This is a genomic window from Streptomyces sp. NPDC088812, assembly GCF_044750285.1.
Classification (GTDB): domain Bacteria; phylum Actinomycetota; class Actinomycetes; order Streptomycetales; family Streptomycetaceae; genus Streptomyces.
This window is the reverse complement of the sequence record NZ_JBIVJP010000018.1, coordinates 75,409-96,902: the sequence shown is the minus strand read 5'-3', so window position 1 is coordinate 96,902 and position 21,494 is coordinate 75,409. Positions and strand designations below refer to the sequence as shown.

At 68.5% G+C, this 21,494-nt stretch carries 16 protein-coding genes and 3 pseudogenes; 11 read left to right on the top strand and 8 right to left on the bottom strand.

Annotation, left to right across the window (positions count from 1 at the left end):
- From ACIP67_RS28735 to ACIP67_RS28720, 4 genes are read right to left on the bottom strand one after another with little or no spacing between them, the layout of a single operon-like run.
- Nucleotides 1-1,641: an AAA family ATPase gene (locus ACIP67_RS28735; protein WP_181810944.1), complete on the bottom strand. Its 1,641-nt coding sequence runs from the start codon at nucleotides 1,639-1,641 to the stop codon at nucleotides 1-3.
- Nucleotides 1,642-1,675: 34 nt separating this feature from the next.
- Nucleotides 1,676-3,175: an N-6 DNA methylase gene (locus tag ACIP67_RS28730; RefSeq protein ID WP_401695753.1), complete on the bottom strand. Its 1,500-nt coding sequence runs from the start codon at nucleotides 3,173-3,175 to the stop codon at nucleotides 1,676-1,678.
- Nucleotides 3,172-4,521, bottom strand: a complete 1,350-nt coding sequence (locus ACIP67_RS28725; RefSeq protein ID WP_401695752.1) for a hypothetical protein — start codon at nucleotides 4,519-4,521, stop codon at nucleotides 3,172-3,174. The genes ACIP67_RS28730 and ACIP67_RS28725 overlap by 4 nt, the downstream gene beginning before the upstream one ends.
- The gene (locus tag ACIP67_RS28720; RefSeq protein ID WP_401695751.1) at nucleotides 4,521-7,571 is read right to left on the bottom strand and encodes a DEAD/DEAH box helicase family protein; all 3,051 of its coding nucleotides are present in this window, start codon (nucleotides 7,569-7,571) and stop codon (nucleotides 4,521-4,523) included. Before ACIP67_RS28720 ends, ACIP67_RS28725 begins: the two co-directional genes overlap by 1 nt.
- Before the next feature lie 881 nt (nucleotides 7,572-8,452).
- Between ACIP67_RS28720 and ACIP67_RS28715 the strand changes: the two genes are divergently transcribed.
- From ACIP67_RS28715 to ACIP67_RS28695, 5 genes are all read left to right on the top strand, one after another.
- Nucleotides 8,453-8,944: a hypothetical protein gene (locus ACIP67_RS28715; protein ID WP_391455201.1), complete on the top strand. Its 492-nt coding sequence runs from the start codon at nucleotides 8,453-8,455 to the stop codon at nucleotides 8,942-8,944.
- 43 nt (nucleotides 8,945-8,987) lie between these two features.
- On the top strand, nucleotides 8,988-9,647 hold the full coding sequence (locus ACIP67_RS28710; protein WP_401695750.1) for a Crp/Fnr family transcriptional regulator: 660 nt from the start codon (nucleotides 8,988-8,990) through the stop codon (nucleotides 9,645-9,647).
- A gap of 102 nt (nucleotides 9,648-9,749) precedes the next feature.
- Nucleotides 9,750-10,565 (top strand): hypothetical protein, encoded by an 816-nt coding sequence (locus ACIP67_RS28705; protein WP_359187933.1) that lies wholly within the window; start codon nucleotides 9,750-9,752, stop codon nucleotides 10,563-10,565.
- A gap of 54 nt (nucleotides 10,566-10,619) precedes the next feature.
- Complete coding sequence (locus ACIP67_RS28700; RefSeq protein WP_401695749.1) at nucleotides 10,620-12,881, top strand: hypothetical protein; 2,262 nt, start codon at nucleotides 10,620-10,622, stop codon at nucleotides 12,879-12,881.
- A 206-nt stretch (nucleotides 12,882-13,087) separates the two neighbouring features.
- Complete coding sequence (locus tag ACIP67_RS28695) at nucleotides 13,088-13,579, top strand: hypothetical protein (protein WP_401695748.1); 492 nt, start codon at nucleotides 13,088-13,090, stop codon at nucleotides 13,577-13,579.
- A gap of 307 nt (nucleotides 13,580-13,886) precedes the next feature.
- Here the strand turns inward: ACIP67_RS28695 and ACIP67_RS28690 are convergent.
- From ACIP67_RS28690 to ACIP67_RS28680, 3 genes and pseudogenes are all read right to left on the bottom strand, one after another.
- Nucleotides 13,887-14,039 (bottom strand): annotated as a pseudogene (locus ACIP67_RS28690) (GNAT family N-acetyltransferase); the annotation flags it as partial.
- A 57-nt stretch (nucleotides 14,040-14,096) separates the two neighbouring features.
- On the bottom strand, nucleotides 14,097-15,017 hold the full coding sequence (locus ACIP67_RS28685) for a DUF559 domain-containing protein (protein ID WP_386617543.1): 921 nt from the start codon (nucleotides 15,015-15,017) through the stop codon (nucleotides 14,097-14,099).
- Nucleotides 15,018-16,179: 1,162 nt separating this feature from the next.
- Entirely contained in the window at nucleotides 16,180-16,545 is a 366-nt protein-coding gene (locus ACIP67_RS28680) for a tyrosine-type recombinase/integrase (protein WP_401695747.1), read from the bottom strand.
- Nucleotides 16,546-16,975: 430 nt separating this feature from the next.
- Between ACIP67_RS28680 and ACIP67_RS28675 the strand changes: the two genes are divergently transcribed.
- Nucleotides 16,976-17,242: a hypothetical protein gene (locus ACIP67_RS28675; protein ID WP_401695746.1), complete on the top strand. Its 267-nt coding sequence runs from the start codon at nucleotides 16,976-16,978 to the stop codon at nucleotides 17,240-17,242.
- Here ACIP67_RS28675 and ACIP67_RS28670 read toward each other — a convergent pair.
- Nucleotides 17,146-17,350 (bottom strand): annotated as a pseudogene (locus ACIP67_RS28670) (Tn3 family transposase); the annotation flags it as partial. The gene ACIP67_RS28675 and the pseudogene ACIP67_RS28670 sit on opposite strands and share 97 nt — an antisense overlap.
- A 238-nt stretch (nucleotides 17,351-17,588) precedes the next feature.
- Between ACIP67_RS28670 and ACIP67_RS28665 the strand changes: the two are divergent.
- The 5 genes and pseudogenes from ACIP67_RS28665 to ACIP67_RS28645 all read left to right on the top strand — a co-directional run.
- Entirely contained in the window at nucleotides 17,589-18,788 is a 1,200-nt protein-coding gene (locus ACIP67_RS28665; protein ID WP_401695745.1) for a hypothetical protein, read from the top strand.
- Between the two features lie 11 nt (nucleotides 18,789-18,799).
- Nucleotides 18,800-19,390 (top strand): hemerythrin domain-containing protein, encoded by a 591-nt coding sequence (locus ACIP67_RS28660; protein WP_401695744.1) that lies wholly within the window; start codon nucleotides 18,800-18,802, stop codon nucleotides 19,388-19,390.
- Between the two features lie 23 nt (nucleotides 19,391-19,413).
- The gene (locus ACIP67_RS28655) at nucleotides 19,414-19,887 is read left to right on the top strand and encodes a DUF2243 domain-containing protein (RefSeq protein ID WP_401695743.1); all 474 of its coding nucleotides are present in this window, start codon (nucleotides 19,414-19,416) and stop codon (nucleotides 19,885-19,887) included.
- Nucleotides 19,884-20,720, top strand: coding sequence for a cytochrome c oxidase assembly protein (locus tag ACIP67_RS28650; RefSeq protein WP_401695742.1), 837 nt, complete (start codon nucleotides 19,884-19,886; stop codon nucleotides 20,718-20,720). The genes ACIP67_RS28655 and ACIP67_RS28650 overlap by 4 nt, the downstream gene beginning before the upstream one ends.
- 343 nt (nucleotides 20,721-21,063) lie before the next feature.
- Nucleotides 21,064-21,463, top strand: a pseudogene (locus ACIP67_RS28645) (helix-turn-helix domain-containing protein); the annotation flags it as partial.
- Between the last annotated feature and the right edge of the window lie 31 nt (nucleotides 21,464-21,494).

Below are 21,494 nucleotides of genomic sequence, written 5' to 3'. Positions count from 1 at the left end.
TCAGATCACCGACGAGAAGCGCTCGTGGAACAGCTCGGCGACCAGGGCCTGCAGTCGTTCGGGCGAGGGCGGGTTGGGGCCTTGCGCGGCCTCGAGGAGCGCGAGGCGTCTGCGGTGGAGCTCGGCGAGGAAGGCCGCTACGAGCGGATCACGGTCGGAGTTGGGAAAGTCCATGGTCTCCAGCTGGGCGGTGACGTCGCGCAGTGCGGCCTGTTTGACCGGGTCGCCTTCCGCCTCGGGGAGCAGCGCGTACTGGCGGTCAATCAGCTCCTGGGTGTGCTCGTCGAGTTGGGTGGGCAGGTCGAACAGGTCGGTGGTCAGCAGGCCGCCGGCGCCTTGTCCGCGCGGGTTGGCCCGGGGTATCACCGCGGTGGCCTGGCCCTCCACGTCGGTGGTGACGACGCGGATCTGCTCACGGGTCATGTTGGCCACCAGGAGCGGTTCGTGGGTGGCGGTGAGGAACTGCGAGTGCTGATGCGGTCCCAGCACGCTGCGCACGGAGGAGTACCAGCGCCGGCTCCACTCCGGATGGAAGTGGGAGTCGGGCTCGTCCAGAAGGAACAGCGACTCATGTGTCCGCTGCAGTCGCAGCAGGCCCAAAATGGTGAGGAGTTGCTGCTCCCCGGAGCTCAGGTCGTCCAGGCCGACGGTGAGCGCGCCGGGTTTGTCCAGGCGGACGTCGACGGTGAGGTAGCCGGCGTCCAGCAGGGTGGCGAGCAGGCCGAACATCGACAGGTCGCTGTCGAAGAGGTTACGGAAGGCGCGGACGTCCTCCGCGGTGCCCAGGTCGATCTGGAACCCTTCGGCGGGGCTGCCGGCTCCGTCCACCGGGTCGGCGTCGGGGATGAGACCGAATCGCCCCGATTCGGCGGCGGCCGCGAACAGGGTGCGGGCGGGTCCGCCCAGGCCCCAGTACGGGAGGGCAGCCAGGTGCGGGGCGCGTGCGGCGCGTGGCGCGCGGATCCGCAGGACCGCGGAGGCCACCCGCTGGAGGTAGGAGTGGCGGCGCAGGTAGGTGCCGAACGAGTCGGACCAGTGGGTGGTCTGCGCGAGGAGCAGGAGCGGCAGGTGCGCGGGCGTGCACAGGAACACCGGCGTGTACAGGGGGCAGTTGATGGGCAGGGTGAGCTGCTCGGTCCACAGCTCTGCCTCGTCCGGCGTGTGGTGTGCGCGCCAGTGGTCGAAGTCCTTCATCCACTGCCGCCGCCATTGGCCGATGCGACGGGCGGCGAAGCGGCGGTGCTGCTCGAACTCGCTGGTCCAGGGGGCCTGGGCATGCGCCTGGTAGCCGAAGACGTGATCGGGCAGATGCTGCGCCCACACCGCGCGGGCCACCCGGACCGGCCGGCCCAATGAGGTGCTCACGGTCAGCTCGGGAGAGCTATCGGGGGAGGTCTGAACGACCCGGACCGTCCTGTCGTGGACCTCGTAGTCGAGCTCGAAGGCGAACCCCGCACGGCGCCCGGGCCGGTGCAGGGCGCCGAAGATCTCGGCGAGCGCGTGCAGGGCTCGGGACTTGCCGCCGCCGTTGGGGCCGATCAGGGTGGCGATGGCATGGCCGCCGTCGAGGGCGTCCGTGAGGTCCAGCTCGAAGTGGTGCAGGCCCCGGTAGGAGGGAAGGCTCAGTCGCAGCAGCCGCACGGCATCCCCCCGGTCGTGGCGCCCCTGGTCGCCATCACCGCTCCGCCTCACCATCTGGGCTGTCGGCGTGCACGCCGTAGGGGCGCAGCGCTTCGGTCAGGGAGGCGAACTCGGCTAGGGCGGCGCCCAGTTCAGCGGTGATCTCCTGGGCCATGTGGTGTAGGTCGGCCTCGGGCTCTTCCAGCGTGAAGGGCCCGGGCGGGGGTTCGGCGATCTGAAGGTCCAGGTTGACGCCGCTCCTGGCGAGCAGCTCCTGGACCGCGAAGGACCGGAAGCGGGGTGTCTCGACTCGTTCGCTGCGGGGCCGGCCGGGCCGGTAGGCGGACACGAAGTCGCCGTAGTCGGGGCCGGCCTCCGTCATGGGCTTGGCCGTCGCCGTGTGCGGGGAGCGCAGGTCGTACACCCACAGCCGTGTCGTGGACGGGCTGCCGTCGGGGCGCGGGTCGGGCTTGTCGAAGAACAGGACGCTGGCCTTGAGGCCGCCGGCGTAGAAGATGCCCGTGGGAAGCCGCAGCAGGGTGTGCACGTCACAGGCGGACAGCAGGCGGCGCCGGATCAGCTCACCGGGCCCGCCTTCGAACAGCACGCTGTCGGGCACCACGACAGCGGCGCGGCCGTCGGTCTCCAGCAGGCTGTGGATGTGCTGGAGGAAGTTGAGCTGCCGGTTGGTGGTGAGGGTCCAGAAGTCCTCCCGGTAGGGCTCATCGCTGGTGGAGCGGCGGCCGAACGGAGGGTTGGTGAGCACCAGCGTCGCCCGCTTGACCGGCGGGCGGGTCAGCGCGTCCCCGACGGTGATGCACGGGTGGGCCTCGTCGGCCCGGGTGACGCCGTGTAGGACCAGGTTCGTCGTGGCAAGCCGTGCGGTTGCGTCGACGAGTTCGGTGCCGAAGAAGGCGCCCTGGTCGAGCCGCTTGCGCTGGGCCGCGGTGACACCTGAAGGAAAGTGGTCGACCAGGTAGTCGAAGGCTTTGATCAGGAAACCGCCGGTGCCGCAGGCCGGGTCGGCGACGGTGTCGTCGATGCCGGGCTGGACGCACTGCACGATCGCCTCGATCAGCGGCCGAGGGGTGAAGTACTGGCCGGCACCGGTCTTCGTGTCCGTGCTCATGCGGACCAGCAGCGCCTCGAAGACGGCACCGATGTCGCCTGCGGACCACTGGTGGCGGTCCACCACGTCGACGATCAATCGGTGCAGGAGGGCAGGGTCCGGGATGCGGTTTTGTGCCCGTCGAAAGAGCAGCCCGAGCGTTCCGGGCCGGGCGGCGAGCAGGTCCAGGATCTGCTCGTAGACCGGGATCAGGTGGTCGCGCTCGGTCGAGGTGAGCTGCGCCCAGGCGTCGAAACCGAGTACGTCCTGCCCGTTGAGGGGGCGTTGGCGTTGTTCGTGGGCGCGCTTGAGGACGATCAGGCTGGCCAGCTGCTCGATGTACTCCAGGCCCGAGGTGCCGTTGTCGCGCAGCACATTGCCGAAGTTCCACAGCCGGTCCACCAGGGCCTGGCCGTATCCGGGGCGGGAGGAGACGGTGGGGTTCACAGCACAGACTCCTGTTGCCCGGACGGGGAAAGCGGAGGGGACAGGTGACCGGTGAAGGCGCGTTCCAGGAGGTTACGCCGCAGCCGTCCGGCCACCACGAGAGCGCGTTCGGCGGCCGCGGAGGCCGCGTTCAGGGCCGTGGTGTGCGCCTGGACCACCGCGACCAGATGGTGCTGCTCGTCTACGGGAGCGACGGGCACCGGCATGAGCCGGATCCTGGTCAGGCTGATGGACGCCGGCCCCACGGTCTGGTTGGCGTTGTGTTTGCACCACTGGCGGCCGAAGCCGTTGGCGTGCCAGGCCAGCAGGACGGGGTGGAGCTGATGGGCGGTGATCCGGACACGGAAGAGGTGGCTGTGGGGGACGCAGTGGGGCAGTTGCTCCTCCCAGATCCAGCCGCGGCCCAGGCTGTCGCTCGATCCGCCGCCCGTCAGCAGCACATCGCCCGCCCGCAGCCGAGCTGCCTGGGCCCGTGGTGGGGGCAGCCGGATCGTGCGGACGTCGTCCAGGTCCAGGCGGCCGCGCTGCACGTTGGCGACCCGCAGGCAGGAGACGTCCACATCGGCGGGATTCCACTCCTGCTTGCCGGGCGGGGTGATGCCGCGGGTGACCTCGGCGACATCGTCAAGGCGGGTCCATCGCCAGCGTTCGGGCAGGCCGGGCAGTGTCCCGTCACCAACACCCGACACCCGGGGCAGGTCCGCGGGAATCCGAGCGGCTTCGGCGAGAGCCCCGCGCCCTGCCCGCGCGGTCAGAGTACGGCTCAGGACGTCGGCCTGGTCGAGGGCGCCGTTGGTGCGGATCGTGGTGGCGTCGATGCGGGCGAGGTGGTCCTCTAACAGGCCGACAATCCGGCGCTGTTCCACCACAGGGGGCAGCGGCAGCAGGACGTCGGCCAGATCACGCTGATTGATCCGCCAGATCGCTGCGCCGCCCTGGCGGGCACGTGCCTCGATCTGACGCCGCATGACCGGCGACTTCCACAGATGTGCGAGGTAGCGCGGATCGAGGGCATCCGGGCGTACGCGCACTCGGATCATGGTGTCGGGGATGGCCGTCGGGGCCGGGGGGCCGTCCACCAGGGCGCCCTCGCCGACCAGGGAATGTGAACCGTTGACCCGGCCGACCAGCACATCCCCGTGTTCAGCGAGCAGTATCGCGCGGCCGTCGTCACTGCGGTCGCTGCTCTTGGACTGGGTGAAGTCCACAGTCGCTGCCCGAAGCGCCGTCATGCGCAGTACGGGCAATCCGCCCTCGCCGGGGCGCGGAGACCGTCCGTTGACCAGCGGTTCGCTCAGCACGTCGGCCAGCCGGACGATCCTCCAGCCGGCAGGCACCTCATTCATCACGCCAGGGCCCTGCCCAGTTCGTCCAGGAGGTCGATCGCGGCGTCGGGCCCGAAGGCGTCAAGGAAGCCGTCCGTGCCGCCGCGCGCCGAGAAGGGGACGCCGTCCAGATACGCCGGGGCGAAGCGGGTCTCGGTCGCCACCACGTCCGCGATCTTCTCGATCCACCACAGCTGGGCGGAGCTGAAGGGTCCGGCCCGCTCAATGAACTCGGCCAGACGCCCGCGCACCGTCTCCGCTTCTCGGCGACGCCGGCTCGATGCCGCCACCCGCAAAGGGGCTGGCCGGTCGTACAGGCCAAGGAGCGCCTCTTGGAGTTCGGGGTTCTCGGCGAGCGGGAAAAGGGCCGCCCGCCGCTCGTCCTCGACGGCTCTCTTGCCTCCCGCCTGGCGCAGTGGTGCCAGGTGATCCGAGTCGACGGAGTCGAGGAGACGGGTCACCAGCTCCTGCAGGGACTGGCCCGCCAGTTTCCGGATCTCGGCGCCGTCGGCGTCACTGAGCGCGGGGATGAGCCGGGCGAGCCTGATGGCGAGTTCGGCCGTCTCCTGCGGCGTCACCAGCCCGTCAGCGGCACGGCTCAGCAGGCGCTCCAAGGCGGCCCGCCCCGCCTGCCCGGATGCATCCGTCACATTCACCAGCGGCTGGAGGTGACGCGAAGCGCCCACCGCGTCGACGACCACGAGCTGCGTCTTGGCAATCGCCCCCGGGGTGACGGCGCGCAGCTCCGCGGACGCGATGGTCTGGGTTCCCATGGCCAGCAGCTGCTCGTAGTAGGCGGCGGAGCGCACCTCGCGCAGGATCAGCAGGCACTCGAGCGCCCGCATGTCGCTGAACCCGGAGATCAGATCCGTCACGACCGCGATCCGGAACTGCGGTGTTGTGCGGAACTCCCGCAGCAGGTGCACCGCATGAGCGTCGCGGTGCGTGATCCGTCGGCAGAAGACGTCCCCGGCGCCGAACACGTCGCGGATGCGCTCCACGACCTCGTCCGCATGCGATCCGTCCTGCGCCAGCACCACGGCCTTGGGGACCACGCCGAGCGCGCCGCTCTGCTGCGTCCGGTCGGGGAACAAGGTCGGCAGCGCGTCGCGGAAAGCCGTCACCACCGCGGCCAGGTGCTCGGAGGGGACAGCTCGCGCCGGGCCCTGCCCCGCAGTGGAAGCCAGCTCCTCGTCCAGGTCCGCGTAGCGGGCGCGGCGCGAGCTGTTGGCTTTCACACCGACAGCGTCGACGGGGGTGGCGAACGCCGGCTGCCGGTCGTCGGCGACCCGGATCTCGTAGACGGAGTAGTCCACGGCGACGCCGTCGGCGACGGCCTGTTCGTAAGTGTAGGAGTCGACCAGGTTGCCCTTGAAAAATCCGAGAGCGGTAGCGGTCGGCGTCGCGCTGAAGCCGACGATGGGAGCGTCGAAGTATTCAAGAAGGGCACGACGCTGTCCGTAGAGCGCGCGGTGGCAGTCGTCGACGATGACGAGATCGAACGCGTCGGGCGGCAGCGCCTCGCAGTAGGTCACTTCTAGGGGTGTGGCATCGGGATGCGCTTGCCGTTCGGCGGTCTCGTACGCCGACACGCGGTCGGAGCCGTCCTCGGGTGCCGGCGTGCCGGCGAGCATGGCCGACAGCCGCTGCACCGTGGCCACGGCCACGGAAGCCGACGGGTCCAGGCCGTCCGCGGTCAGCTCCTGCACGTGGTACACGTCATCGAGACGGCGCCCTCCGTCCGGCATGCTGAACTGGCGCAGCTGAGCGATCAGTTGGTGCACGGCCAGCTTTCGGTCGGCCACGAACAGGACCCGGCCCGCGCGCGCGTAGCGGAGCTGCCGGTAGGCGGTGAACACCCCGGTGAAACTCCGCCCGGAGCCGGTGGCCATGTGCACCAGCGCCCGCCGCTGACCGGCCGCAAGGGCCTGCTCGATGGCCCGCAGCGCCCCGTGCTGGGGGTTGCGGAGCTGGTCGAGTCCCTCGTCCTGCCGCAGCAGGTAGGCGGCCTGTCGGGCCCGGTAGGTCGGCGCCGCGCTGTCCGCCTCCGCCTCGCGCTGCCAGCGGGCCAGCGTGCGGGGCTGGTGGAAGCCGCTGACGAGGCGAGCGTGCGGATCGGGGTCATTGGCGTCGCAGAACAGCAGACGCCGGCCATCGCTCACATACCGGTACGGCAGCGGCGAGTGCCACACGGGCCACGGCAAGGAGCCCGCCGGGGCCTCGGCCAGTGCGCCCGCCTGCTCCATGGCGTTGGTGAGATCGGCACCGTCCCGCTTGCACTCGACGATCCCGACCACCTGTCCGCCGACCGTCAGCAGCATGTCGGCGCGCCGTCCTCCAGCCAGGCGGGGCTCCACCAGGACGCAGCCCAGGGAGCGGTTGAGCTGAGTCTCCTCACCAGCGCCCAGCACGTCCCAACCCGCCTTGGCGAGCCTGCGCTGCACTTCCGCGGCAATGTCGGATTCGCGCAGCGGCTCATAGGCGGCATCGCGCGCGCTGACGATCAGCTGTTCACGTTCGGCGACCGCCAGGGTCACCGGCGAGACGCGCAGGTCGAATTCGCGGCGCAGACGGGGCAGGTCCTCTTCCAGCGCAGCGATCCGCTGCGCCAGAACACTCAGATCGGACGCAGCGGCGTGGACGAAGTTCATCGACTCCGCGTCGCCGGTCAGGGCACGGAAGAACCAGGCGGCCAGCATGAAGCAGCGCTCGACCAGATGCGCCGCCGCCTCCCGCCCCTCGCGTGTACCGCCGTCGAAGCGGTGAAGGTCGTTGAACGCGTCCAGGACCTGCGGCACGAGCACCCCGGCGCGAGACAGGATGTCCAGACGGGCCGGCTGTTCACCCGCGGGCAGGCGCACCCCGGTCCGGTGGCCGACCTCAGCGGCGAGAACCTCACCAAACTGGCGTGCCGCCGCCACCGCATCAGCGGGAGCAGTAGCCGCGCGGGCCTCACAGGATGCGCCGTGAAGAACAAGAAGAGGCTCGTAGGGAAGCAGGAACCCGAAATTGGCTGACGCGAGAGCCAGGTCCATGAACCGGCTTTCGAGCGCGCTCGGCTCCAGAGCCACGCCGACCCTCCCTACCTGCACTGCGGCGCCGCGGAATCCGCTACAGAACGGCTCTCACCCTACCGTCCGCCCCCTGCCCACAACACTGACGCTTTGCCAGATTTAGGTGGGTTGCGTACCGGGTTCGGTGGATCAGCCCGCTCGATGCGCTCGGAGAAGCCGCGCGTGAACCGAAGCCTCCATACCAGCCAGTGGGCTGGCCGTGCCCGCCCGTCCGGTCCCGCGTTCAGGAGGGGCGCGGCCATCTCGGCGGGAGGGACCGGCGGGCGCGGAGGGCAGGGACGGCCTGATGTGCGCGGAGCCGGGCTCGCGGTCCACCCGGGCCGCCTGGTTCTGCTTCCGGCCGACCCGCGGCGACCGACGCTGCTTTCGCGAGAAGCGACTGGCCGCGATGGTGCTTCAGGCGGCGACGCCGAGTTCTTTGCGGGTGCGGTGGATGAACTCGCGGACGGCCGGCTCGCGCCGCCAGGAGCCTACTGTTCTCCGTCTAACCGGCTTCCAGCCACGTCAGCCCGATCGTTCGAGCGAATTGACTCGAACCGCCCGTCGCCGACGAACAGAAACTGGCACCATGCCGCCGTAGTACGTCGCTTCGAGTCGAGGGCGGGCCGCTGCTCAGCCCGCGGGCACGCCGGGGCAGAGCTCTCCGCGACCTCCCCGTCATGACACCCGCCTATCAGCTGACATCGAACTCGACCGTGTGCTCCCACGTCCGTGCCGACTCGCCGAGATCGACACTTCTATGGCTACCACCTTCAGATGGTCGGAGTGAGGAACCCAGCGCTCTTCGTGCCCTGCGGTAGGCAACGCGCCTTGGCGACCGCGAGCAAGCTGGTCACCGCCATGACAAGCACACGACGGCTGCGGAGGGTGTGGGCGGTATGCACGAGCCATGGGGACTTGCGTCGGAGGTGCAACGAATCCAAGGGCATGCCGAGCGTGCCCTTGTCGAGGTACAGCGGGCAGATACGAAAGCAACGGCGTTGTGTGGAATAGCCGGTGGTTTGCTGGCGGCAGGGGTTGCCGTGCTGTCGAGCGCAGATGGCATGCCCCTGCTCGCGATCATCTCCCTAGTACTGATGTGCCTGCTACTGATTGCCGCGATTGGGGCTGCGTTGCTCACCCTGCGACCCGTAGTCCCGAGGTCGGGGTTACGCGCCGAGCTGATGAGCGAGGCGGTCGTCAGTGACCGGGTCGGTGTGAGTGCTGCCGCGCGTGGGGAGCTTGAACGGCATGTCGAGGCCCACCGGCTGCAGGTGCTTGCCTGGCTGGCGGACAGGAAGCTGCGAGCGGCCCGCCTGGCCGTGGATTTTGCCCTAGCAGCTCTCTCGATGGCTGGAATATGCCTATTGAGCAATATTCTGGCTAGTTGAGACGATCACCTAAGTATGTCGGGGCCGCACAGCAGGGGGACGCGTGTATCAGCCGCATGCCACGGTGATCGGTGACGAGTTATGGGCACGACTGAAGGCGCTCGCGCCGCAGCGCATCAGGCCCGCTCGGAGTGTGCTACTCCGCCAGGGGGATCCAGCAACACACGTGATTGTGCTGGAATCCGGGTCAACGCTGATCACTCTTGCGGGGGACTGCGGGGGAAGAACACTCCTTGCCGTGCGCGGCGCCGGCGAGTTACTCGGAGAGCTGGCCGTGTTGGACTCCCAGCCACGCACCGCCACAGTCATCGCCGCGGAGACCTGCCACATCCGCATCATCCCTGCCGCCGCTTTCCTCACGTTCGTCGAGGAGCATGATCTGCTCGCCCCTCTGCTGCGCCATGCCATTGCCCGAGTCAGGGAATCGGAAGCCGTCCGGCTCGAACTGGCCACCGCCTCTGTGCCACTACGCCTGGCGTCAGCCCTGTCCCGACTGGTCGAAGCCGCATCCAGTTCAGCGTCGGATCTCGCCGTACGGCTGACACAGACAGAGCTGTCTCAGATGATCGGCGCCTCCCGCAATGCGGTGGTCAACGCCCTCAAGCCCTGGCGCGAGCAGGACTGGGTTCGCACCACTTCAGGTGGAGGGCTCCTCGTTCGCGACATCCATTCGATTCAGTCGCACGCGCGTACGCAGGCGTGACAGGCCGCACTTCGTGCGTGCCCACTGCTGGGCAGCGGTGGGCACGCCTCCCGATCAGCATGGGCACTCTCCCGACCGCCTGCGCTGAAAGGACGGTGCCCGATGAATGCGCCGCTGCATGCAGAGCCCTTGGACGTGCCCGCTGAACTCGCCCTCGTGGCGATCGACATGGAGAAGTACAGCCAGATCGCCGAAGCGAAGATGGCCGCCGCCCGTTGCGACGTGGACGACATCGTGGCAACCGTGCTCGCCGAATGTCAGCTGCCCGACCCGAAGGAACTACCTGGCGGCTACAAGGACAGCGGCGACGGGGCGGTCCTGCTGTTCCCGCCCTCGGTGCTGGCACGGCTCGTGGACCCGCTGCTGGGCCGACTCAACGCAGCGTTGGTGCGCTACGAACAGCAGCGGCTGGCCAGTAGTCCCCTCCTGCGACTGCGGGCCAGCGTGCACGTAGGCCCTCTGTCCGTCCCCGACCACCGCGGTAACGCCATCAACGAGACCGCCCGGCTACTCGACAGTCAGGCAACCCGCCAGGCACTGTCCGCCGCGAAGGACAGCGGTGCCTTCCTTGCAGCCGCGCTCTCCGAGGTCGTCTACCAGCGCACCGTGCACGCGGGACGCACGCCGGATCTGGGTCAGCACCACTTCCTCGGGGCAGTTGCCCGCGTCAGCGACAAGCCCGGCTTCGAACAGCCCTGCCGGATTCATGTGCCGGGTCTGACCGGCCCGGCCGTACGTCCCTACCTCACCGATGCCGCGCCGCCGGCGTCTACTCCCCCCTCTACCGCGCAGCCGAGCGATGCGCCGGCAACACCGGCTGTCAGCAGCGGCGGCACCATCCAGTTCCACGGTCAGGTCAGTGACCCCACGATCGCCAATCGCATCAAGAACGTGCGGATCGACCGTCGCCAGCGGTGAGGCGCCCAGCCTCCCGCTCTGCCGCCCATCCCTCACCCACCCTGGAGTTCCCGAATGCCTGACGTACCGTTCGACCCCGCCCGCTCCGACACCAACCCGCCGTCCAGCGAGGCCGGCGAGAACCAGTCCAACGGCTCCGGCAGCTGGCTGCCGCGCCGGTGGCGACCCGCCACCGGGGCTCCCGATCAGCCGGACGCGGGCCTCGGCAGCCCAAGCCCGTCCCCCGCTTCCCCATCGACGGATGCCGTCCAGGCCGCGCCGCGCCTGCACGAAACCGCCGGCGCAGCGACACACCTGTACGGGGATGCCGACGTCGTCGCCAACGTCATCGAAGAGCTGATCCTGGAGACCCGTAAGCGCGACTTACTGGAAGGCGTTGAACAAAGTCGCGAGCAGCTGCTCGATCAGCCGTTCGTTCGCAGCTCGCACTGGGACACGGTCTGGCAGCAGATCATCAATCCTGTCACCAGCCGCCCTCACCAACCGGTGACGATCATTGTGGCGCCCCGCTCATGCGGCTCGACAACCCTCGCTCTGCGGCTGCTGGCCGAGCACACCGCTAACAACATCACCGTGGTCAAGCTGGACGCGGACTGGCAGACCCCCACCAAGGGCCGCCTGCCGCTGGAGAAGGCGCACGCCTACCAGCTTGACCTCAAACACCCCGAGAACGACCAGGTATCGGCCGACTTCCTGAACGCGCTGTCGCAACACGCCACCCACCTCCGCGACTGCCGCTCCTACCTGGTACTGACCGTGGCACAGGACCTGTGGAAGGATCACCGCCTCAGCGATCGTGATGGCATCCAAGTGGTTCGTCTGCACGAGGCGCCCGATGCCCAGGACGTTGTCGAAGCGCATCTGAACGGCTACGGCTACAGCCAGCTGGTCACATCCCTGCGGTCCCTCCCCAAGGCCACCGCCTCCTTGCGCGGACTGACGGCGGTGGCCGCAGTTCGAGCCGCACACACCGTCGCGATGGCCTGGAAGGAACACACCCACACAACCTCCCAGCAGTCGCTCGCACAGGCCGACGGCGCGAGTGAAACCCAGGGCACTCTGGAAGAACGCGTTATCGCAGCGCTGACCGATTGGCGCGGTGAACTCGACAGCCTGTTCGGCGAGACGAACAGCTTGCACACCCACGACAACCCCTCACTCACAGTGGAGGACCGTTGTCTGCTGCTGGCCCTGGCCGTGCAGCAGTCCGCACCCATGCCCGTCGTCGCGCACAGTGCAGCCGTTCTACTGGAAGCCATCGGGCGCAGCACCGACGCTCCTGGCGCAGCAACAGGATCCTCACCGACCGTCAGTGCCCTGGCCGGACGGGGCATGCGTCGGCGTATCCAGGATGTCGGAGGCCGAGTCGACATGCAGGACACGGTGGTCTTCGACCGGCCCGCCTACGGACGCGCGATCCTGGAATACGTCTGGGACAACTACGACCTCATGCGCAAGCCCTTGCTGACCTGGCTGGTCGCGACAGCCCGGAGCGCCGATTTGGAAGACCACGCAGTGGCCGCGCTGGCCGAGCTCACTGTACGGCACGGAACGGTGGACTACCTCACGACACTGAGCGAACTCGTCGGCGGCAGTCACCCACAGGTGCTCGGTGCGGTCATGGAAAGCGCCGTGCGCAACGAACATGTCGGACGCCTGGCGTGGGAGGCGCTCTACGGGTGGGCGGAGCAGAAAAGCTACGCGCCCGCCGTGATTGCACTGTGCCGACGCATCCTGGAGGACTCCTCCGTCGACACATCTCTGGCCAAGCGAGCGATGGTGCGCTTGCGCCGCGTCGCGCACAAGAACAACGACGATGCCGTAGTCAGCCAAGTCCTCGATGCCTTTGACGCTCTGGTCCAGCACCCCACCGTGGCCCAGCGACTGGCCGGTGAGGTCCACGGCTGGCAACAGGGCAAGGTCTCCGCACGCAGCGGCGCACTGGCCTTCCTCGCATTGATGACCGTACGCCGCGACGGCACGTCATGGCTCGTGTGCTCCCCTCCCCCAGACATCGACGTACAGCGAGCCGTCCACGACCTGCTCTCCTCTGCGGACACCGCTGCCCAGGTCATCTCGCGTCTGACGCACTGGATCCGCTCCTGCGCCGGCGACCCCGGCGCCTACACGCAGTTGCGCGAACAACTTCTGCCGGCACTACGCGGCCACAATATGTTCGAGGCCGGCATGAAGCTCATGAACGAGCTGCGTGGCATTTCCACAGCTGAAGGCGTCAGCGTGGCTGACGACTTCTACAACCACCTCGTCGACAGCCGTCTGCGCACGGTCTTCCCGCTCGAAGAGAACATCGCATGAGGCGGCCGTGGCACCGCGCCGTCCGTACGAGTACATCCGTCCAGCCGCGCCTCCTGCCCAGCGCCACCGACGGCATCTCCTTCGAGGCCGTGTACACGATCACCTGGCGACCACGCCGACGCGTACCTCCCAACGTGGAGGAGACAGTACGCACCGCAGTGCATGCCACGGCCACCGAGGCAGCGGCGCGTCTAGGAGCCTCGGACGTGCCCGCCGCACAGGACGCCGTCAACGCCGCCCTAGGCCAGTTGCCTCGCCGTGCGCCGCGCTACTGCCTGCTGACCATCCACGCAGTTCTCGGTTTGCCCACCGCAGCACAGGAGTTACTGGCACAGCGGACGGCGGATGAGCAACGCATCCGCCGCCTCCGCTTCTTGAAGGAGAACCTCTACGACCACCCCGACCTCGTCGTCCTGGACCAATTGGAGCACCACACCCCAGGCGCGCTGGGCGACGATCACGTTGCCGAACTCCAGCGCCTCGCTCGTATGATCTGCTCCTGCGACCGATGGTGGTTCCCACTCCTGCAGCAGTGGGAGCAGGTCGGCCAAGGGTTTACGGACATCGAGAAGCGACAGCAGGCCATGCTCGTACTGTCTGACTCCCTCAAGGCTCTCAACGGCGGCAGTCTCCCCAACAGCATCGCGCCAGTGGACATGTCCGGGTCTGAAGGAGCATCCCGAAGGGCGCACCCATGAAGCTCGCCCTGTGGCGGATACTGTTGGCCCCCCTGACGAGCCTACGAGCCCTGCTTATTCAACGGCGCAGCGCAGCCCCTCTGTCTTACGACGTCGCCTGGCGCCAGGCCCGCCTGGACCGTTGTCCTGACGAAATGGTCTATCGACTCCACGGCCACCAAGCCACCACACCCGACCAAATATCCGGGGCTGAGTCGCCCGTGGCCCCGCCCAGGCTGGACGAGCCGACCGACCGCCGCCCCTGACCCCAAGGTTTCCACAAGCACACAGACGCCTTCGCCCTGTCCATGAGGACAGGACGAAGGGAGTCCTCGGCGGGAAGGTGCGACACGACCTTCACACGGTCGAGCCGGGCGGCACGGGCCTCGGACTGCACGTGCGCGACGAGCAGTCGTCCAATGCCCCGTCCTTGTGCTTCGTCAGCGACGAACAGCGGGTCGAGTTCCGGTACAGCGAGGACCGGTCTCTATCGGTTGGACCGTCATGTCTCTCCTGGTAGCGGGTGTGTCCTGGGGATTCAAGAGGTTGGTCGGTCGCGTTCGATGCTGGCGGCGAACGCCGCGGCCTGACGGACGCAGTCGTCGGCATCTTTGATGATCTCCGAGCCGCTGAAGCGGACGATCCGCCAGCCGTCGAGTTCGAGTTCGCGCTGCCTGGCCCGGTCTCGGGTGAAGGCTTCGGGACTGGAGTGCCACGCGTACCCATCGAGTTCGATGCCGATCTTCTGTTTGGGCAAAGCGAAGTCAATGCGGTACCGACCGCCGAAGACTGGGTGCTGAGCCCTCAGGCCGTTCAACTCACGTGGCATCTGTTGCACGTAGGCCCCCCAGAATGCCTGCTCGATAGGGGACTCAAGATCGGGGGATAGGCGCACGACCTCCTTGAGGGCTTCAAGGGGAGTCGCGGCGGCGATGGTGCTTGAGGCACAAGAGAAGGCGAACCACAGATCGTTGGTGGCGCTGTCCGCGATCCCGATACCAACCTCGTTGGCCTCCGACAACCATCCGAAGGTCTGGGGTGTCTCGGGTGCTGCGATGACAATGGTCTTGCCGCGTCCCTTGGCGTAGCCGATCTCGACGAGCGTGCCGTAGGCGGTGAGGTCGTCGAGCCAGGCGAACACGATGTCTGCTGTGTCGATGGCCGAGAGGCAGAGTTCCCGTACCCGATTCCTCTTGGGCAGGTTTTCGTAGGTGAAACAGGGAACAGCGCCGTCATTGCCGCAACCGTGGGTATTGGGGCCGTGGCCACAGCCGTGGTCGTCGCTGACGAAGTACGGGCCAACGTAGTCGAAGAAGCCAAGAACGCCGCGCTTCAGGACGGGCCACGGCTCGGAGGGGTGGTCATCGTCTACCTCCCAGGCGCCGCGGAGCCGGTAGCCGATCAGGTCGTAACGCCAGTCGCCTGGGCCGATCTTTCCGGCGAGATAGATGGACGGCACTGGAGCTCCTGGGCGAGTTGACGCTGTTCTGTGGTGTGACGGTACGACAGGGGTGGTCTGTCCGTCCGGGGTTTGATCACGTCCGTTACCGGATGGCGTGGCTGTCGCGATGGTGCAGGCCGACGTCGACGTATTGCCTGCACCAGATCCTTGAAGCTCTCGCGCTGCTGTGCCTCGTCAACAGATGGCGGGGAGCACGATCTGACCCTGCTGCTCGACCTGCACGACGGCCCGCACATGAGCGATAGGCCGGCGTCGGCTTCGATGATCTCCACGAAGGTTTGCGCGGCATAGTTCGGGCCAGGGCGAGAAGACAGCCACTTGCCACGCGGCAGCGCCCACCGCTGCGGCGACTCGCTCCTCACCGCAGCGACAGGAAGAGCGTGTGGCCCAGGTCGCTATCGAAGTAAGGGGCAACTGGCACGACAAGATCAAAACCGCCATGCAAACCCAGCTCGCCGACGACCACCTCGCCGCGCTGGGCACCGCAACGGCATCTACCTGATCGCCTTCTTCACCACCGACCAGTGGCTGGCGAAGGAACGCAAGCCCCAGCTGCAGGGCAGACACCTGTCGGTCTGAAGGAGACCTACGATGCCCAGGCCGCTCAGTTCAACGAGAGTAGGAACCTGAACGTCCGAGCGTTCGTCCTCGACTGCACCATCCGCAGCTCAGCACAACGGAACACCTGACGAAACCGGCGTCTTAGGCGTATAGGCGAGTGCAATCGCAAAGTAGGCGCACCCCAGAAGCGTCACAGGGACAGGCCGCATGAGGCACCGACCACATCGCGCCCGACAGCGCAGCCGCACTCACTACGAAGCCGCACCGGAGAGCTCCAGTGCGGCTTCGTCGTCTCACGGCTCCGCGCGCAGGCCCCATCAGGATGGTCCTCGGCGGGGCCTCGCCGTATCACCCGTCTATCACATAGCGATCACCAACTGGGCAGCCGCTCCCGGACCAGGAAGCCCTGACCTGTGGTTTCATGCCCGCGCTGGACTGGCATAGACATCCCTGGACGGTCTCTACAACCTGTGCCATGTGGTTCCCAGTGAGGGACCGAGGATCAGGACCGGGAGGTGTTCTGGCCCGTCAAAGCGGTATTGCAGGGTTTCGATCTTGCTTTCGCTCACGGGATCACACCTTCATCTGTCACGATCTGTCACACACCCCCCGCCAGACCTGCCCACGCCTCCGCCGCTGGAAGCAGGTCCGCCACGTCCGGCTTCACGTACCACTTCTTGGTGGTCTTCACGTTCGTGTGCCCGGCCCACATGGTGAGCAGGTGATCCGGCACACCGTTGTCGGCCAGGTACGTCAGGCAAGACGCCCGAGCATCGTACAGACGGACCCTTCGAAGGCCGTTCTCGTCCATGACCTTGTAGGCTCGCACCCGCAGCTGCCGACCGTTCAGCGCGGCCCCGAGTTCGTCGACGAGCACGTACCCACCGCACTCGTACCCTTCGCCCGCCGCCAGGCGTTCCATTGCCTGCGTGGCGCGGAACGTCTTCAGCGCCTCCCGTGACATCGGGATGCCCCGTAGACCCGCACCAAACAAGTTGACGGCACAAACGCAGACGAGTGCGAGCCGCTCACAGCGCGGAGGCCAGTATGCGTTGAGCACCTTCAGCGTTGCCTCTCTTCAGGATCGGGACGGTCGCGCGGCCTTCGAGAGCCGCTGCGCGCCAGCCCGGCATGGTGGCGGGCTGGCGCTCGGGGACACGTCCAAAAGACCACTGAGCACCGGCCTGCGAAGACGGCCACGTCCGATGTGCAGAGCCAGAACCCGGTCGGTTCCTCTCCGAGAGCCCGGTGCGGGCCCCCGCCTTCGACGCGACCGAGACGCCGGCCGGCACGGTTCGACACGCCGGACTTGAGGAGTACGCGCAGGCGTGGTCGGTTCTCCACCCGGTTCGGCAACGAGAGACCCGACCCCTGATGATCAAGGTTGTCGCGCGGTGACCCTGGTGCTCTTCGCCGCCCTTCAGGTCGTCGTGCCCTACGCGATCCGCCCGCACTACGCCTCCCCGGTGACCGCGGACGTGCCGGTGACCGCGGAGACGGTCCGCAACCTGTCGGTGATCGGCCACTACGGCAAGGTCGGCGGGCTCACCGTGCCCGGCGGGCCGTGGGTGGTGTCCACCAGCACCAGGAGGTCCTCCCGCTGCAGGCCGATCCGGGCGAGGCCGACCCGGCCGCGGGCCGCGTCCCGGAAGGCGCCGTAGTCGGCGGCGCGGTCAATGCGCCACGTCTTGCGGTCGGACCGGGGCCGCCGACTGCGGCGCGTGCGCGAACCCGGCCAGGGTCAGCAGGCCGAAGACGATGTCGCTGTAGAAGGGCTGCCGACTGCCGGAAGGTACGCGATAGGTCGAACCGATCCGGCCCTGTCACATGTGGGACCGAATGCCATCCCGGCTGACCCAGCAGGGGGAACCGCGCGTTCCCCAGCCGTCAGCGGTGGCCGGAACACGCCTGCCGTGGACAGACTCGGTAGGAGATCCGTGCCCGCCGTCCTCGGCGGGGTACCCGCCGGCCCACGAGCCACCCTCTGCCCCCCAGGAGACCCTTCCCATGACCTTCAACCCACTGGAGCAGCGGGGTATCCCGCTGGACCGTCAGCTGCGCAGCTGGCGTGAGCTGAACGTGCAGCCCATCGATCCGGACCGCTGCGATCCGTACACCCGGTGCCGGATCATCACGATGAACGGGATCGAGGTGGAGGCGATCATGTTCAGCCACCAGCTCGCCCGCAACACCGTCGATCCCGAGGTCAAGCGGCAGCTCGCCCGGACCCGCTACATCGAGGCGCAGCAGCAGAAGGTGGTGAACTGGCTGCTGCCGGGCGTGTCCTCCGTGCTGGAGACGACCATCGCCTACGAGCAGGTCGCGGTGGACCTGACGGCCTGGGTGGCGCGGATGGAGCCGGATCCGTATCTGAAGCAGGCGTACCAGTTCGGTGTGCTGGAGGACTTCGACCACCTGTACCGGTACGCCAACCTGTACGAGATGATCGAGCACCGCAAGGCGGAGTCGATCGTCGACAATCTCACCGAGGTCATGCCGGGTCGGCCCACGAGGTTCCACCACCGCGACCCGGTCGACAACGTCCGCGATCCGTACGCCAAGGACGAGACGAACCCGCTGTCGAAGCTGCACGCGCTGACGATCATGTCGGCGGAGCAGCAGACGATGAACTTCTACATGAACACCGGCCCCACCTACATGGAGCCGATCGCCCGCCAGCTGTACCAGGAGATCGGGCTCATCGAGGAGGAGCACGTCACCCACTACGAGTCGCTGGTCGACCCGGGTGAGACGTGGTGGGAGCAGTTGGTCAACCACGAGTACAACGAGTGCTACCTCTACTACTCCTTCATGGAGCAGGAGAGCGACCCGAAGGTCAAGGCGATCTGGGAGCTGCACCTGAACATGGAGCTGGAGCACCTGCACAGCGCGTGCGACCTGATGCGCCGTCACGACGGCCGCGAGCCGCAGGAGGTCCTGGCGCCGGAGCTGCCCAACGTGCTCACCTTCGAGCCGAACAAGGGCTACCTGCGCGAGCTGCTGGACACGCAGATGGACCTGACCACGCTGGGCGCGGGCTATGTGCGGGAGGCCCACGAGCGGTTCGAGAAGATGCAGGAGCGGATCCACGGGGGCGAGGAGCCGCCCAGCGAGCGGGTCATGGCGGAGCACGACGAGATGTTCGGCCGGGAGTACCGCGTGCAGTCCGAGGGCGAGCACCCCGATCCCGCGATGCGCGAGAAGTGAGGCGGCCGGTCATGTCCGAACTGCGCACACCCCAGGCCGGCGACGACCGGGCCAAGGACATCGACGTCGTCGCACTCCTGATGCGCCAGCACGGCGACATCCGCAACCTCTTCGACGAGGTCGAGCAGAGCGAGGGCGAGGAGCGGCGGGACGCCTTCCGGCGTCTGGTGCGGCTGCTGGCCGTGCACGAGACGGCCGAGGAGGAGGTCGTCCACCCGTTCGCCCGGCGGGCGCTGCCGGGCGGTGAGCAGGTCGTCGAGGACCGCCTCGCCGAGGAACGGGCGGCCAAGGACACCCTCGCCGCCCTGGACGAGATGGACACCGACGACCCAGGGTTCATGCCGCGGCTGATGAAGCTGCGTACCGAGGTCCAGGAACACGCCCGCGCCGAGGAGCGCTACGAGTTCACCCACATCCGCCGCAGCACGGACGTCACCAACCTCGCCGCCATGGCCAAGGCCGTCAAGGCCGCCGAGGCCATGGCCCCGACCCGCCCCCACCCCGGCGTCGAGTCCGGCGCCGCCAACGTGGCCCTCGGCCCCGTCGCCGCCCTCGTGGACCGCACCAAGGACGCCGTCCGCAAGGCCATGGGCAACGGCTGAGCCGACCGACGTCGATGGCGGACATGGCTGACCAGGGTGCGGGCGCGGAGCAGCGCGAGCCGCGGCGGTCGATGCTCGTGGGTGCCCTGTCGGGTGCCGCTGTCATGGCCGCCGTGGACGAGATCGTCTTCCACCAGATCCTGCACTGGCACCACTTCTACGACCGCTCCACCTCCGGTGCGGGGCTGTTGTCGGACGGTCTGCTGCACACCGCGGAACTGCTGGCGCTGGTCGCCGGCTTCTTCCTCTTCGCCGATCTGCAACGCCGCCGTGCGCTGGTGCCCGCCCACGCGTGGGCCGGCTTCCTCACCGGCCTCGGCGGCTTCCAGCTCTTCGACGGGATCGTCGACCACAAACTGCTGCGGCTGCACCAAATCCGCTACGGCGTCGACGTGACCCCGTACGACTGGGTGTGGAACCTCGCGGGCCTCACCCTGCTCCTCTTCGGCCTCTGCCTCGCCTTCCGAGCCGCCCGGCGCGGACGGCGCACACCATGACAGCGGATTCCGCTCCGCCCCTCGGTCCCGTGGCGCTCACCGCCTGCGTGGTGGTCTGGGCGGCGTACGCGCTGTCCACCACCCGTCTGCGGCGCCGCGGCGACACCTGGCCGTGGCTCCGGGACTGCGCCTTCGCCGCCGGTGCCGCGGTGCTGGCCTGGGGACTGTGCGGCCCGCTGCCGGGTGAGCCGTTCAGCGTTCACGCGCTGCGGCACGTGTTCGCCGGCATGGCCGCTCCCGCTCTGTTCGTCGTCGCCCGCCCGCTCACCCTGGCGCTGCGTGTCCTGCCCCCCGGCCGCGTCCGGCGGCGCCTGCTGAGCGTGACCCATTCGGCAGTCGTCGGACGGCTGTTGCTGCCGCCGGTGGCCGCCGTGGTGGAGGTCACCGGCCCGTGGGCGCTGTACCGGACCGGTCTGATGGCAGCCACGCATCATCGCCCCGCGCTGAGCGGCGTCATCCATCTGCACATGCTGGCCGGGGGGCTGCTGTTCGGCTTCGCGGTCTGCCAACTCGACCCGGTGCGCCGCCGCCGGAGCCCGCAGCTGCGTGCTGTGACGCTGCTGTTCACTGGCACGGCCCACGCGGTCCTGGCCAGGAGCCTGTACGCGGCGGGCCCGCCGGATACCGACTTCGCTGTGGCTGATCTGCGCGTCGGCGCGCAGATCATGTACTACGGCGGGGACGCCGTCGAACTCATGCTCGCGTCGGTTGTCGCCGTGCAGTGGTACACCGCCGCGGGCCGCCGCCACGCCCGGCTCGTGGCACGGCGCGGCAGGGCGGGTCACCCGGCGCCCCGTGCGCCGGCGGGCGCTGACGCGTCTGCACGGCAATGAGAGATCTCCGGCCGGCCGGGTTCTTGCCGGCGCGGTGTGCTCATGGGGGTGTGGCGCAGGCGAGAACCGCCTGTGTACGTAAGTGCAGCGAAGTGCAGCGGAGGAAACGGCGGGTGCGGGGCCGGACTGCCTCGCGTCGAAGCGAGGCCGAGACGGGCTGCGGAGCGCCTTCCGCGAACCCGCGTCGCCGGTCCGGCCGGGCGCGGCTTGACAGCGGGTTCGTGGGCCGGCCGGCCTCTCAAGGGCGACGGACGCCGACCGCCTCGTGCGCGCCGGCGCAGCCGATCTCACGACGAAGCCGCACCGGAGCGCTCCGGTGCGGCTTCGTCGTCCCACGGCACGCGTCGGGATCAACTACCGGACGGCCAAACGGTGGCGTAACGGCCGGGCCGCCTCGGCCAAGGACAAGGCCGCACCGCCGGTCCGTGCCGTGACAGCGCCCGAGGGCCCGTCGAGGTATCTGCGGGAAGCGGACCGTATCCACATCGCCGACCGGCCGCGGGAGAAGGCATCCGTCCGGCAGATCGCGGCCGAGCTCGGCCGCAGCCCCTCCACCATCAGCCGCGAGATACGCCGCAACGGCATGCCGCTGCGCAGGGACACCTTCCCCTGGGCCTACCGGCCCTACGCCGCCCAGGCCCGCGCCGATGCCCGCCGGCCCCGCCCCAAGCCCGGGGAAGATCGGCCAGAACCCTGAGCTGAGGAACTTCATTCAGAATCACCTGGACCTACGGTGGAGTCCCGGTCTGCTTCTGCGACCCGGCCAGCCCCTGG